Source organism: Luteimonas sp. MC1572, assembly GCF_016615815.1.
Lineage (GTDB): Bacteria > Pseudomonadota > Gammaproteobacteria > Xanthomonadales > Xanthomonadaceae > Luteimonas.
Genome location: NZ_CP067112.1, coordinates 923,833 through 936,219, shown reverse-complemented (window position 1 = coordinate 936,219; position 12,387 = coordinate 923,833). Strand labels below are relative to the sequence as shown.

14 protein-coding genes are annotated in these 12,387 nt (G+C 69.1%); 3 read left to right on the top strand and 11 right to left on the bottom strand.

Going from position 1 to position 12,387, the window contains the following annotated elements:
• Positions 1-143: 143 nt before the first annotated feature.
• Together JGR64_RS04300 and JGR64_RS04295 are read left to right on the top strand one after the other, a co-directional pair.
• Complete coding sequence (locus JGR64_RS04300) at positions 144-650, top strand: YgjP-like metallopeptidase domain-containing protein (RefSeq protein WP_199375331.1); 507 nt, start codon at positions 144-146, stop codon at positions 648-650.
• A 34-nt stretch (positions 651-684) separates the two neighbouring features.
• The gene (locus tag JGR64_RS04295; protein ID WP_199375330.1) at positions 685-1,812 is read left to right on the top strand and encodes a sensor histidine kinase; all 1,128 of its coding nucleotides are present in this window, start codon (positions 685-687) and stop codon (positions 1,810-1,812) included.
• 88 nt (positions 1,813-1,900) lie between these two features.
• Here JGR64_RS04295 and JGR64_RS04290 read toward each other — a convergent pair whose 3' ends face one another.
• The 3 genes from JGR64_RS04290 to JGR64_RS04280 all read right to left on the bottom strand — a co-directional run bounded on the left by JGR64_RS04290 (position 1,901) and on the right by JGR64_RS04280 (position 4,262).
• A complete protein-coding gene (locus JGR64_RS04290) occupies positions 1,901-2,398 on the bottom strand; it encodes a hypothetical protein (RefSeq protein ID WP_199375329.1) in 498 nt (165 codons plus the stop codon).
• 139 nt (positions 2,399-2,537) lie between these two features.
• Positions 2,538-3,401, bottom strand: coding sequence for a 4,5-DOPA dioxygenase extradiol (ygiD, locus tag JGR64_RS04285; protein ID WP_199375328.1), 864 nt, complete (start codon positions 3,399-3,401; stop codon positions 2,538-2,540).
• 36 nt (positions 3,402-3,437) lie between these two features.
• Positions 3,438-4,262, bottom strand: coding sequence for a dienelactone hydrolase family protein (locus JGR64_RS04280; RefSeq protein WP_199375327.1), 825 nt, complete (start codon positions 4,260-4,262; stop codon positions 3,438-3,440).
• A gap of 105 nt (positions 4,263-4,367) precedes the next feature.
• Between JGR64_RS04280 and JGR64_RS04275 the strand changes: the two genes are divergently transcribed.
• A complete protein-coding gene (locus tag JGR64_RS04275; RefSeq protein ID WP_199375326.1) occupies positions 4,368-5,348 on the top strand; it encodes a helix-turn-helix domain-containing protein in 981 nt (326 codons plus the stop codon).
• Between the two features lie 5 nt (positions 5,349-5,353).
• Here JGR64_RS04275 and JGR64_RS04270 read toward each other — a convergent pair whose 3' ends face one another.
• From JGR64_RS04270 to hfq, 8 genes are all read right to left on the bottom strand, one after another.
• A complete protein-coding gene (locus tag JGR64_RS04270; protein WP_233348381.1) occupies positions 5,354-5,911 on the bottom strand; it encodes a sulfur transferase domain-containing protein in 558 nt (185 codons plus the stop codon).
• Between the two features lie 166 nt (positions 5,912-6,077).
• Entirely contained in the window at positions 6,078-6,773 is a 696-nt protein-coding gene (locus JGR64_RS04265) for a hypothetical protein (RefSeq protein WP_199375325.1), read from the bottom strand.
• Between the two features lie 182 nt (positions 6,774-6,955).
• The gene (locus JGR64_RS04260) at positions 6,956-8,248 is read right to left on the bottom strand and encodes an adenylosuccinate synthase (protein WP_199375324.1); all 1,293 of its coding nucleotides are present in this window, start codon (positions 8,246-8,248) and stop codon (positions 6,956-6,958) included.
• Positions 8,249-8,378: 130 nt separating this feature from the next.
• Entirely contained in the window at positions 8,379-8,567 is a 189-nt protein-coding gene (locus JGR64_RS04255) for a DUF2065 family protein (RefSeq protein ID WP_199375323.1), read from the bottom strand.
• A 15-nt stretch (positions 8,568-8,582) separates the two neighbouring features.
• Entirely contained in the window at positions 8,583-9,446 is an 864-nt protein-coding gene (gene hflC, locus JGR64_RS04250; RefSeq protein ID WP_199375322.1) for a protease modulator HflC, read from the bottom strand.
• Positions 9,443-10,579 (bottom strand): FtsH protease activity modulator HflK, encoded by a 1,137-nt coding sequence (hflK, locus tag JGR64_RS04245; protein ID WP_199375321.1) that lies wholly within the window; start codon positions 10,577-10,579, stop codon positions 9,443-9,445. The genes hflC and hflK overlap by 4 nt, the downstream gene beginning before the upstream one ends.
• 87 nt (positions 10,580-10,666) lie before the next feature.
• Complete coding sequence (hflX, locus tag JGR64_RS04240; RefSeq protein ID WP_199375707.1) at positions 10,667-11,974, bottom strand: ribosome rescue GTPase HflX; 1,308 nt, start codon at positions 11,972-11,974, stop codon at positions 10,667-10,669.
• Positions 11,975-12,045: 71 nt separating this feature from the next.
• On the bottom strand, positions 12,046-12,342 hold the full coding sequence (gene hfq, locus JGR64_RS04235; protein WP_199375320.1) for an RNA chaperone Hfq: 297 nt from the start codon (positions 12,340-12,342) through the stop codon (positions 12,046-12,048).
• Between the last annotated feature and the right edge of the window lie 45 nt (positions 12,343-12,387).

Genomic DNA, 12,387 nt, shown 5'->3' with positions numbered 1-12,387 from the left:
CTATGAACAGGCAAGCGTGAAAACCGCATTGACCAGGAGAATGCGGGCGTGTGCGGGTTCAGCGTTGTCTACATGACGTGAGTCGGCCGGGTCTTCCATACTGGCCCTCCTCCCGACCGTCCTGCTGCAGCCCGCCTCCCTCCATGCAACCGCTCAAGTACCTCGCCGGCTACCCCCAGCACCTGCAGATCCAGGTGCGCGAGCTCATGGACCAGGACCGTCTGGGCCCCCTGCTTGCCGGCAAGTACCCCGAGCCGCACGCCGTCCGCAGCGATGGCCTGCTCTACGACTACGTGCAGGCCCTCAAGGACCGCTACCTGCGCAAGTCAGCGCCGCTGGGCAAGGTGCTCTACGACAACCGGCTGCAGGTGCTGAAGCAGGCGCTCGGCACGCACACCACCATTTCCCGCGTGCAGGGCAACCGGCTCAAGGCAAGCCGCGAGATCCGCATCGCCAGCGTGTTCCGCGATGCACCCGCGGCGTTCCTGCGCGTGATCGTGGTGCATGAGCTGGCGCATGTGAAAGAGTCCGACCACGGAAAGGCCTTTTACCAGCTGTGCATGCACATGGAGCCGGACTATCACCAGCTCGAGTTCGACATGCGGCTCTACCTCACCCACCTGGGGTCGGTGCGCGTGGCAAGGGCGTAGGATGCGTTTGGGGATCACGAAACGGACACACGGCATGCAAAGCGGGCTGGCGGACTTCATCGAACAACGCGCCGAAACCATCGTCGAGCAGGCCATCACCTTCGCCAGATCGATCGACGTGGACACTCCACTCGACAGCGTCACGTTGCGCGACCACCTCCCCGAGATCATCCAGGCCATCGTCAGCGACCTGCGGACGGCGCAGACGCGCGCCGAGGAGATCGCGAAATCCGAGGGCAATGCGCCGATGCAGGCCGGCCATTCGAGGTCGGCGGCAGCCACCCACGCGCTGCATCGCGCGCACAGCGGTTTCAGCATCTCGCAACTGGTAGCCGAATACCGCGCGATGCGCGCGTCGGTGCTGCGCTCGTGGGCCGCGGCATCCGATGACCAGTTCGCTGCGGCCGGTGAGATCACCCGCTTCAACGAGGCGATCGACGAGGCGATCGCCGAGTCGGTCAGCCATTACGCGGACGAAGTGGAACGCTGGCGCAACATCTTCCTGGGCGTGCTGGGCCACGACCTGCGCAGCCCGCTCACCGCGATCATGCTGACCTCGGAACACATCGCCGGCCTGGCGGTGGATGCCCCGCTGGCCAAGGCCGCGCAGCGCCTGATCCGCAGCGGCGAGAGCATGAACCAGCTGTTGGACAAGCTGCTGGTTTACAACCGTTCGCAGTTCGGGATCGGCTTCGAGATCACGAAAGAAGACATCGACCTCGCGCAGGCATGCCGCGACGAGATCGAACAGCTGCAGGCCGCGATGCCGGCAACGCGCATCCACTTCGATGGGCCGGACACCATGCGCGGCCTGTTCGACGCCGGCAGCATCCGCGAGGCCTTGGCCAACCTGGTGGTGAACGCCCGCAAATACGGCGCGGAAGAAGCGGAAATCCGCGTGGTACTGCGCGAGGATGGCGCCCATGCCGCGCTGGCCGTCGCCAATGCGGGCGACCCGATCCCGCGCGAGACGCTCGACCTGATGTTCGAGCCGCTGCGGCGCGGTGGCGTGTCCGGCGGCGAACTTGAACAGGCAAGCCTGGGGCTTGGGCTGTTCATCGTGAGCCAGATCGTGAAAGCCCATGCCGGCAGCATCCGCGCGGAATCCGTGGATGGAACCACCACCTTCAACCTGCAGCTGCCGCGCGGCATGCCGCAGTAGCGGCGGGACGCGCCACCGCACATAGAGAGGCCCCGCAAGCGGGGCCTCGTGGTTGCTGCGGATCGGCTGGTGAAGCCGACGCCGTGGATCAGCGGCCGTCGCCGTCCGCGTCGCCCGGGAGGGCGCGCTCGACGCGATGCCAGGCAGCACGCGTGGCGTGCTTGGCGTCGTTCCATTCCAGACGCGAGTTGCCCTTGGCCTGCTCGTACTCCGAACGCAGGTTGTTCTCGACCTGGTCGAAGCTCTGCCCGGCATAGCGCGAGCGCGCTTCATAGCCGGTGCGATAGGCGGGCTGGTAATCCTCATAGCCGTACTGCTTGTTGTTGTACGGCTCGCTGGAATAGTTCTCGCGCCAGTAGGCGTCTTCGACGGTCGGGTTCACCGCTTCACCGGCGGCCTTGCCGCCAAGTCCGCCGGCCACCGCGCCGACCGCGGCGCCCACCACGGTGCCGATGGGGCCCGCGACGGAACCGACGGCTGCGCCGGCCACACCGCCGGCTGCGGCGCCGAGGCCGGTACCGACCGGATGTGCACCGGGGGTGCCGGTGATCGGGTCACGGTTGGCATCGTGCTTTTCGTTGCTCATTTCATGCTCCTTTGGGGGGGTCGGCCGGTTGCCGGTCACCAACATGCGCCGCACTTCGTGACGCGTGCGTGTTCCAGCACGGCTGAACGCGCAGCGGAGCTGTACGGTTCATGGACGTGGAGAGCGCGTGCAGGATTCTCTAAAGGTTGGACTCGTCCGGCGGCGTGTCCAAGGCAAGCGGGGCCGCACCCGCGCTGATTGCACTGTCCGGCGGACATGTCGCGCCTACCGTATACGAGGTCATCGACAACGATCCGTACGCGGCGCCTTCCACCAGCACATCCGCGCCCTTGCCCGATGCCGCCGCGATGCCGGCGAGATACAGCAGCGGCAGGAAGTGCTCCGCCGTGGGAGCCGAAGCCGCGTAGTCCGCATGTTCGATGAGCGCAGCGGCATCACCCGGGCGCTCCGCCAGCACCTGCATCGCATCGGCGTCGAATCGCTGGTTCCAGTCAAACCCGGAGTCCGGCTGCTTCCAATCGATCGCGCGCAGGTTGTGCACCACGTTGCCGCTGCCCACCACCAGGATGCCGCTGGCGCGCAGCGCCGCCAGCTTCGCGCCGAGCGCGACATGGAACTCCGCCGGCTTCTGCGCGTTGATCGACAGCTGCACCACCGGAATGTCGGCATCGGGGAACGCGTGCACCAGCACCGACCAGGTGCCATGGTCCAGGCCCCAGCCGTCGCGGTCGGCGCCCACGTAATCGGGATGCGCCACATCGGCCACTTCCTCGGCCAGTTCCGGCAGCCCCGGCGCCGGGTACTGCACGTCGAACAGCGCCTGCGGGAAACCGAAGAAGTCGTGGATGGTGCGCGGCCGCGGCATCGCCGTCACCGCGGTGGCGTTGACGTACCAGTGCGCCGACACCACCAGGATCGCGCGCGGGCGCGGCACCGATGCGCCGAACGCGCGCCAGGCTTCGGTGAACCGGTTGCGCTCGAGCGCGTTCATCGGGCTGCCGTGGCCGAGGAAGGCGGCGGGCATCAGGGGCGCTGCGGACATGGCGGGTTCGCTCCAGGAAGGCCGGATCACCCGAGTCTATGCCTCCGCCAGGCGCCTGCGCAGGAACGCCAGCACTTCGTCGCGCGCCTCGATGGTCGGCTCGCCGGCCGCGTCGATGAGGTGCGCGGTCAGCACGCTGTGCGGGCTGCCGACGACATGCTTGAAGAACGGTGGCGGTTCGGGATTGGCCGCTGCGTCTGGCAACACGCGGGCGATGAAGCGCGGGCCGAGTGCCGACTGGTAGGCGGCGAAGCGCTCGGCGCGGCAATGGCGATCGCCCTCGAAGCGGTACGCCAGCACCGTCAGGTCGTCGCGCTCCAGGCGTTCGCGTACCGCAGCCAGTTCCGTGGCGCTGCTTTCAACGCCGGCCGGGTCATCCAGCGGCAGCGATGGTTGTGCCAGCACCGGCGCCAGCATCACCGGCTCCAGCATCATGGACAGCGCGAAGTTGCCGGTGAAGCACATGCCGATCGCGCCGACGCCCGCGCCGCCGCATTCGTCGAGCGACTGCCGCGCGAGCGCGCGCAGCCATGCCGTGACGGGGCTCGCGCCCTTACCCGCCAGCGCATGGAACTCGGCGCTGACGCAGGCCCGGCGCATGATCGCCAGGCCCTCCTCCGCCTGCGGAAAGGCGCCGTCGGTTCCGAACAGCGATGGGATGTAGACGGTGAAGCCGGCGTCGCGCACCCAGCGGGCGAAGCGCGCCACGTGCGGGCTGATGCCGGGCATTTCCGCCATGACGATGACCGCCGGGCCGGCGCCCGCGACTAGCACGCGCTTGGCGATGCCATCCAGCGTGTACATGCGTGCCTCGAAGTCCTGCAGGGCATCGTCCTGTGGCGGGTGGTCGTCGATCGACATCGTGGCTCCTTCGCGGTGGCGGTTGGTGGGCGTCCCGGAGCATTGGACCCTCGACGGCGTCGCCGGCGCAGTGTCCAATGCGTCATCTTCCGGGCGGAAACGGACATGAAGGATTTCGAGATCCTGGTGCTCGAGGGCGCGTATCCGAGCAGCGTCTCGATGAGCCGCGACATCCTCGATGCCGCCGCGCGGATGGCGGCGATGCGCGGCACGCCGGTGCCGACCTGGGGCCTGTACTCGATCGGCGGAGGCCGGGTGTCGCTGCGCGATGGCATCAGCGTGGAGACGACGCGACTGCCGCCGCGCAGGCCGGGGTCACGCGCGATCTGCGTCATCCCCGGGCTCGGCGCGGATCCGAAGGACGTGTTGGCGCAGATGCGCACGCCCGATGGCCTTGCGATCGCACGCCGCCTCGCCCGGCATGTCGCGATCGGTGGCCAGGTGGCCGCCTCGTGCTCCGCTGTCTTCGTCCTGCATGCCGCAGGGCTGCTCGATGGCCGCCGGGTGACGACCACCTGGTGGCTGGCCCCCGCCCTCGCCCGCATGGCGCCCACCACCACGGTCGACGCGGACCGCATGGTCTGCGCCGATGGCCCGGTGGTCACCGCCGGCGCGGCGTTCGCGCACGCGGACCTGATGCTGCACCTGCTGCGCGAACGCTTCGGCCCGCGGCTGAGCGAACAGGTGTCGAAGATGCTGCTGCTGGAGCCGCGGCACTCGCAGTCCACGTTCGTGGTGCCCGAGGTGCTCGCAAGCGGTCACGCCCTGGTGGCGAAGCTCACGGCGCGCCTCGAGAGGTCACTGCCCGACGTACCACCGGTGTCCGCGCTGGCCCGCGAGCTGTGCGTGTCCGAACGCACCCTGGCGCGCCATGTGCGCCACGCAACCGGCAAGAGCACCAGCAGCCTGGTGCAAAGCGTGAAAATGCGCCGCGCACGGGCGCTGCTCGAGAACAGCCGGATGACGATCGACCAGGTCGCGGCGGCGGTCGGTTACCAGGACGCGACCGCGTTGCGGCGACTGGTGCGCAAGGCCGCGGGCGTCAGCCCGGCGCATTTCCGCGCGGCGGCGAGTGCGGGCCGGTAGCAACGCTAGCGCGCGAGGCGCTCGCGCACCGCGTCTTCCAGCCCGCGCAGCCCCCAGCGGCGCCCTTCCTCCACCGCGGCGTCCGCATCGGCGCCCTGCAGCCATGCCGCGCGCAGCGCCGCCAGTGCGCCCACACGGTTGCCGCTGGCGCAGTGCACGAGCGTCGGCCCGTCGGCGGCCCGCAGCAGCTGGTCGAATGCCACCACGGCCTCGCGGTCCAGGTCAGCGGGGCCGGCGATGGGCAGGTTGTCGTAGCGCATGCCGGCGGCGCGCACTGCGTCGGCTTCGTCGAAGCCGGGTGTCTCGGAATCCTGGGTCAGGTCGATGACGTGGCGGATGCCAGCGGCGTGCAGCGCCGGCAGGTCGTCGGCGGTGATGCGGCCGCCGGCGTGGATGCCTTCGGCGGGCGTAGTGAAGCGTTCGAGCAGTGTGGATTGCATGGTCACCTCGTCTTGTGCCGGCGCGGCCGGCACGCTTTCGGTCGTGGTGCAGGCTGGGAGTGCGAGGGCGAGCGCCATCGATAGTGCGGCGGCCGCCGGCAGCATGCGGGATCGTGCGGACATGGTGGACTCCAATGGCTGCGCAGCGCGGGATCGTGGACCAGGTGGTGATGATGCGCTGTCGCGCCCCGGCGAGACGCGAAAACTATTAGCCCAACGCCTTCGCACACCGCCTTGACTACCGCGTGCTCCTGTCGGGGCCACTGGCTGGGGAACCCTGAGGAGCCCCTCAACTGCAACGGTTTGAAAGCGATACCGCACTCCGCGGGTCGACTGATCGCAGGGTGACGCGGCAGCTGCGCCCGTCGCCTCCGGTGTATCCGATGGACTCGCCGCTGCGCAGGAACTTGCGACCGGACTCCCCATCCCTCGATACCACCGACACGTAGGCGCCGTTGGAAGAGATGGACTGCACGCCCACCTCGGACTGCGCGTCCAGGGACATGCCGGCATCCGGCGTCAGGATGATGTCGAGCCCTTCCGGAAGACCGACCACCTGCGACATCCTCGCGTTCTCCGCAGTTGCCAGGGTCAGCCGCGCAATCAGTCCGCTGTTCAGATGCCTGATCTCATCCACGGCGCCCTTGACCTGGGACATCGCGTCGCGGTTTCCACTACCGACCGAAGCGGCCAGCGCGTCGAGGCTGTCCTGAAGCTTGCCGAAGGACTCCGCCTGCTGCTGCTTTATGCCCTCCAGCCCCGGATCCGACGGCACGACCATTCCGCGGACGTACTGGTAGGCCTCGGCACCCAGCACGCCTACGACGACCAGCGCCAGCGCGATGAACGTCCGGCTGACCGGATTCCCTTTTTCGCCCTCGTCCCGCTTGCCCCAGTACCAGTGGAGGCAGCGCACGATGAAATTGGGTCGGCTTGCCACCGGAGCTGCCGCATCCTGTCCGCGTGCATCCTGCTGCGTATCCATGCTCTCCCCTCATCTGGCGTCGGCCGCCCCCGCGGCCCAACGGGCCCAAGTATGCCGAACAGCTCCCGCGCGTGCGACGCGTCACATCTGGCGAGCGCACTCAGCTTCCGCACCGCCCCGCCAACGCCAGAAACGGAGAGCCCCGCTCGGGGCGGGGCTCGGTTTCCAAACGGGAGCAGGCATCAGGCAAACGGATCCTGCAGCACCATCGTGTGCTCCCGATCCGGCCCGGTGCTCACGATGCTCAGCGGGCACCCGGCCAGCTCCTCCAGCGCACGCAGGTACGCGCGCGCCGCGGGCGGCAGCTTGTCCCATTCGGTGATGCCGTGGGTGTTCTCGGTCCAGCCGGGAAATTCCAGGTACACCGGCTCGCATTCGGCCCAGCCCTGGGCATCGAGCGGGGCGTACTCGGTCTGCTTGCCGCGGTACTGGTAGCCGATGCACATCTTCAGCTTGTCCAGGCCGTCGAGCACGTCGAGCTTGGTGATGCACAGGCCGCTGATGCCGTTGATCGCCACCGCGCGCTTGAGCGCGACGATGTCGATCCAGCCGCAGCGCCGCGGGCGGCCGGTGGTGGCGCCGTATTCCTGGCCGCGGTCGCGCAGGCGCTGGCCGTCCTCGTCGTCGAGTTCGGTCGGGAACGGGCCGCCGCCGACGCGCGTGGCGTAGGCCTTGCAGATGCCCAGCACGTAGTCGATCGCGTCCGCGCCCACGCCGGTGCCGGCCATCGCGCCGCCGACGGTGGTGTTGGAGCTGGTGACGTAGGGATAGGTGCCGTGGTCGATGTCGAGCAGCGAACCCTGCGCGCCTTCGAACAGCACCTTCTTTCCCTGCTTGCGCAGGTCGTGGAGGATGCCGGCCACGTCCGACTTCATCGGCTCGACGTAGTCGCCGAAGGCCAGCGCTTCGTCGTAGGTCTGCTGGAAGTCCACCGCCTCCGCGCCCAGGTACCGGGTGAGCACGAAGTTGTGGTAATCCAGCGCGGTGCGCAGCAGCTCTTCGAGCTGCTTGGGGTAATGCAGGTCAGCGACGCGGATGCCGCGACGCGCCACCTTGTCCTCGTACGCCGGGCCGATGCCGCGCCCGGTGGTGCCGATGGCCTTGCCGCCGGCGGCCTTCTCGCGCGCCTGATCCAGGGCGATGTGGTACGGCATGATCAGCGGGGTGGCCGGGCTGATCTTCAGCCGCGAACGCACCTCGACGCCGGCTTCCTCGAGCTCGCCGATTTCCTTCATCAGCGCCGCGGGGCTGAGCACCACGCCGTTGCCGATCAGGCACAGCGCGTCATCGCGCAGGATGCCGGAGGGGATGAGGTGCAGCACGGTCTTCTTGCCGCGGATGACCAGCGTGTGGCCGGCGTTGTGGCCGCCCTGGAAGCGCACCACGGCGCCGATATCCGTCGTCAGCAGGTCGACGATCTTGCCCTTGCCCTCGTCGCCCCACTGGGCGCCCAACACCACGACCGACTGGCCCATCGCTACTTGCTCCTGAACATGGAAAAAGCCGGCGGTCCGCGCTGCGTTCAGCGGGCCCGTCCGGCTTTTGTGCATTCTCCGGGTTTCCGGCCCCCGGGGCCAGCCCGGTGATCAACCCGGCGTCGGGGATTCAGCCTTGGCGCAGGAACCAGAGCGCCATGAGACCCGCGCCGAGCACCAGACCGCCGATGACCCGCAGCTGCCGGTCAGGCGTGGCCAGCATCTGCGCCATGGCCCGCTTCCAGGCGCCGGGGGCCGCGAACAGCAGCAGCCCCTCCAGCACGGCAACCAGGCACAGTGCCGCCCACAGGTCGCTCATCGCGTGCGGCCGCGGTCAGCGGTCGCTGCGCAGGTACTGCAGGAACGGGTCGTCGCGCTCCAGCACGATCACCGCGTCGCCATCGTTGAACGAGCGCCGATAGGCCTCCAGGCTGCGCTGGAACGCGAAGAACGCCGGGTCGCGGTTGGCGGCCTGGCCATACAGGCGCGTGGCCTCGGCATCGCCTTCACCGCGCAGCTTCTGCGCGTCGCGCTCGGCCTCGGCCAGAAGCACGGTCTGCTCGCGGTCGGCCTCGGCGCGCACGATACGTGCCTGCTCCTCGCCTTCGGCGCGCAGCGCACTGGCCACCTGCTGCCGCTCGGCGCGCATGCGGTTGTAGACCTGGTCGATCACGTCGCTGTCGGTGGGCAGGTCGATCTGCTTGAAGCGGATGTCGACGATGTACATGCCCAGCGTCCGGGCGCCCTGGTTGATGCCCGGCAGCAGGCGCTCGATCACTTCGCTGCGGTTGCCCGACACCAGCTCGGTCAGCGTCTGCGTATTGATCTCGTTGCGCAGCGATTCCTTGATGATCGGCGCGAGGCGGTCGGTCACCAGCACCTCGTTGCCGCCGGTGGCGCGATAGAAATCGCCGGCGTCGACGATGAAGCCGATGGCCACGAAGTCGACGCTCACGTCCTTGCGCTCGGAGGTCAGCGAACGCTCGGGCGGGAACTCGTTGGCCTGGAAGCGGCGGTCGAACACGCGCGCGCTCTCCACCAGCGGGATCTTGAAGTGCAGGCCGGGGCCGATGTCGGTGCGCGCCACGCGGCCGAGGTTCAGCACCAGGCCGACCTGGCCTTCGCGGACCACGTACACCGAGCCAAGCAGGCCCAGCAGCACGACCACGACGATCGGGATGATCAGGTTGAGTCTCATCGGGTGGCTCCCTCGCGGGTCGGACGCGGCAGGCGGCTGGCCGCCGGTTCGCCGTTGGTGGTGGCATTGACGGTCGGCGACACGAGCTCCGGCGTCAGCAGCGGCGGCGCGGTGCCCGCACCCTGCCCGGCCATCGGCACGTAGATCAGCTGGCGGCCGTCACCACCGACGACCTTGCGGTTGTCGGCCAGCACCTGCTCCACGGTCTCGAGCCACAGGCGCTTGCGGGTGACCTCGGGGGCATTGCGGTATTCGTCGACCTGCAGCGTGAAGCGCTGCGCGTCACCGGTGGCGCGGGCGATGGCGGCGGTCTTGTAACCCTCGGCGGTGGTGCGCACGCGCGCGGCCTGGCCGCGGGCCTCGGGCACGATCTTGGCGGCATAGGCGCGGGCCTCGTTCACCAGGCGCTCGTTCATCTGCTGCGCGCTGTTGACCTCGTCGAACGCCGGCTTGACCTGCTCCGGCGGTCGCGCGTCCTGCAGGCTGAGCTCGGTGACGACCAGGCCGGTGCGGTAGGCATCCAGCGAGCCCTGCAGCGAGGTCGCGGCGGCCGCCGACAGCGGGCCGCGCGCGTTGAGCGCGGAGTCGAGGTTGGAGCGGCCGATCTGCTCGCGCACGGCGCTCTGCGCCACCTGCTCGAGCACGCGGTCGGCATCGCGCGAACCGAAGAGATACATCTGCGGGTCGCTGATGCGGTACTGCACGTTGAACGACACGGTGACGATGTTCTCGTCGCGGGTCAGCACGGGCAGGCTGTTGCTGAAGGTGCGCACGCCGGTGGTGTTGAGCTTGGTCACGCTCTCGACCGGCCACGGCGCCTTGAAGTTGGGGCCGGGCTGCATGACGCGCGCGAACTTGCCGAAGCGCAGCACCACGCCGCGCTCCTGCTCGCCGACCAGCACGAAGCAGTTGAACGCCAGCCACAGCACCAGCGCGATGCCGATCCAGCGCAGCGGATTGCCGCCACCACCGCCGAACATGCCGCGCAACTGGTCGAGGATGCCGTCGAAGGGACCACCACCACGCCCGCGCCCGTTGCCACCGCTGCGACGCGGCGGCCAGGGGTTCTTGCGCTGGTCGTCGCGGCCCGAACCGCGGTCATCGTTGTTCTTGCCGGGAATGTTCCAGGCCATGCTGGCTCCAATCGTGAGGTACGCGGCGCCGGCGGACCGGCGGCGAGCGCACATTCTACAAGGTGTGGCGTTCCATGCAGCCGCCGGTCACTCGGCGGGCAGCAACGGCCTCAGGGGTGTGCCGTCCGCGAGGGCCGCCAATCGGCGCGCATCGGCCAGGGGAATGTCGAGGTCCAGCAGCCAGCCGTCCTCGTCGTGCGACTCGCCGCGGATGGCATCGATCTGGTGCAGGCGCGCGCGAAGGCGGCCGGCTTCCGGCGGCAGGCGCAGCTCACCATGCAGGCGGCGCAGTCCTAGGCGCTGGCCCAGCGCCTCGCGCAGCAGGTCGATGCCGAGGCCGTCTCGCGCCGAGATCCACACGCGCTCGCGTGTCGCCACCTCGTCGAGGTGGTCGCCGGCATGCGGGCGGTCGTGGCGCGGCTCGACATCGAGGCGGTCGATCTTGTTGTAGACCAGCAGCTGCGGGATGTCCCCGGCGCCGATTTCGGCCAGCACGTCGTCCACCTGCGCGATGCGCTCCTCGCGCAGCGGGTCGGCGGCGTCGATCAGGTGGATCAGCAGGTCGGCCTCGCGCGCCTCGCTCAGGGTGGAGCGGAACGCGGCGACGAGTTCGTGCGGCAGGTCGCGCACGAAGCCCACGGTATCGGCCAGCACCACGTTGCCGCCGGCCAGCGCGACCTTGCGCACCGTGGGATCCAGCGTGGCGAACAGCTGGTCGGCGACGTAGGCGTCGGAGCCGGCCAGGGCGTTGAACAGCGTCGACTTGCCGGCGTTGGTGTAGCCCACCAGCGCCACGCGCGGCAGTTCGCTGCGCACGCGCGCGCGGCGCATCTGCGTGTTCTGCACTTCCACCTTGCCGAGGCGCTTCTGCAGCATGTCGACACGCTTCTGCAGCAGCCGGCGGTCGGTCTCGAGCTGGGTTTCGCCGGGGCCGCGCAGGCCGATCGAACCGCCGCGCTGGCTGTCCAGATGGCTCCAGCCGCGCACCAGGCGCGTGGCCATGTGCCGCAGCTGGGCCAGTTCGACCTGCAGCTTGCCTTCGTGGCTGCGCGCGCGCTGCGCGAAGATGTCGAGGATCAGCCCGGTGCGGTCGACCACGCGGCGCTCGAAATACTTCTCGAGGTTGCGCTCCTGGCCGGGCGACAGCGGGTGGTTCACCAGCACGAGATCCGCGCCGGTGGCTTCGGCCACGGCCTTGAGCTCCTCGAGCTTGCCCTTGCCCAGCAGCATGGCCGGGTTGGGACGGTCGATGCGCGCGGTGGCGACGTGGGCGACGGCGGCACCGGCCGAGCGCGCGAGTTCGCCGAATTCCTCAAGCACGCCTTCATCGGGCGGGCCGCCGGCGTGCGGCTGGATCAGCAGGGCGTTCTCGCCCTTGCGCGAACGTTCAAACAGCTGGGTCGGCATTCGGTCTGCGGTCTCGGGTCAGGCGTCTGACATGGGGCCGGCAGGGCGCCGTCGCAAGCCTATCCGGCGTCGTCGTCACCCTCGCCGTGCGGCCCGGACTCGGCCTCGCCGTCTTCAGGGGACTGCACGTAGCCGCCACCCGGGCCGACGCGGACGTTGCGCGCGGGGACCACGGTGGAGATGGCGTGCTTGTAGACCATCTGGCTGACGGCGTTGCGCAGCAACACCACGAACTGGTCGAACGACTCGATGGTGCCCTGCAGTTTGATGCCGTTGACGAGGTAGATCGAGACCGGCACGCGTTCGCGGCGCAGAGCGTTCAGGAAAGGATCCTGCAAAGACTGTCCCTTGGACATGGTGTTCCCCAACTGGTTCTTGTTGTTATGAGGTGCCTGGCACGC

Coding starts and splice junctions, on each gene's coding strand:
- JGR64_RS04300 (WP_199375331.1), top strand. CDS start 144: ATGCAACCGCTCAAGTACCTCGCCGGCTACCCCCAGCACCTGCAGATC.
- JGR64_RS04295 (WP_199375330.1), top strand. CDS start 685: ATGCAAAGCGGGCTGGCGGACTTCATCGAACAACGCGCCGAAACCATC.
- JGR64_RS04290 (WP_199375329.1), bottom strand. CDS start 2,398: ATGAGCAACGAAAAGCACGATGCCAACCGTGACCCGATCACCGGCACC.
- ygiD (WP_199375328.1), bottom strand. CDS start 3,401: ATGTCCGCAGCGCCCCTGATGCCCGCCGCCTTCCTCGGCCACGGCAGC.
- JGR64_RS04280 (WP_199375327.1), bottom strand. CDS start 4,262: ATGTCGATCGACGACCACCCGCCACAGGACGATGCCCTGCAGGACTTC.
- JGR64_RS04275 (WP_199375326.1), top strand. CDS start 4,368: ATGAAGGATTTCGAGATCCTGGTGCTCGAGGGCGCGTATCCGAGCAGC.
- JGR64_RS04270 (WP_233348381.1), bottom strand. CDS start 5,911: ATGTCCGCACGATCCCGCATGCTGCCGGCGGCCGCCGCACTATCGATG.
- JGR64_RS04265 (WP_199375325.1), bottom strand. CDS start 6,773: ATGGATACGCAGCAGGATGCACGCGGACAGGATGCGGCAGCTCCGGTG.
- JGR64_RS04260 (WP_199375324.1), bottom strand. CDS start 8,248: ATGGGCCAGTCGGTCGTGGTGTTGGGCGCCCAGTGGGGCGACGAGGGC.
- JGR64_RS04255 (WP_199375323.1), bottom strand. CDS start 8,567: ATGAGCGACCTGTGGGCGGCACTGTGCCTGGTTGCCGTGCTGGAGGGG.
- hflC (WP_199375322.1), bottom strand. CDS start 9,446: ATGAGACTCAACCTGATCATCCCGATCGTCGTGGTCGTGCTGCTGGGC.
- hflK (WP_199375321.1), bottom strand. CDS start 10,579: ATGGCCTGGAACATTCCCGGCAAGAACAACGATGACCGCGGTTCGGGC.
- hfq (WP_199375320.1), bottom strand. CDS start 12,342: ATGTCCAAGGGACAGTCTTTGCAGGATCCTTTCCTGAACGCTCTGCGC.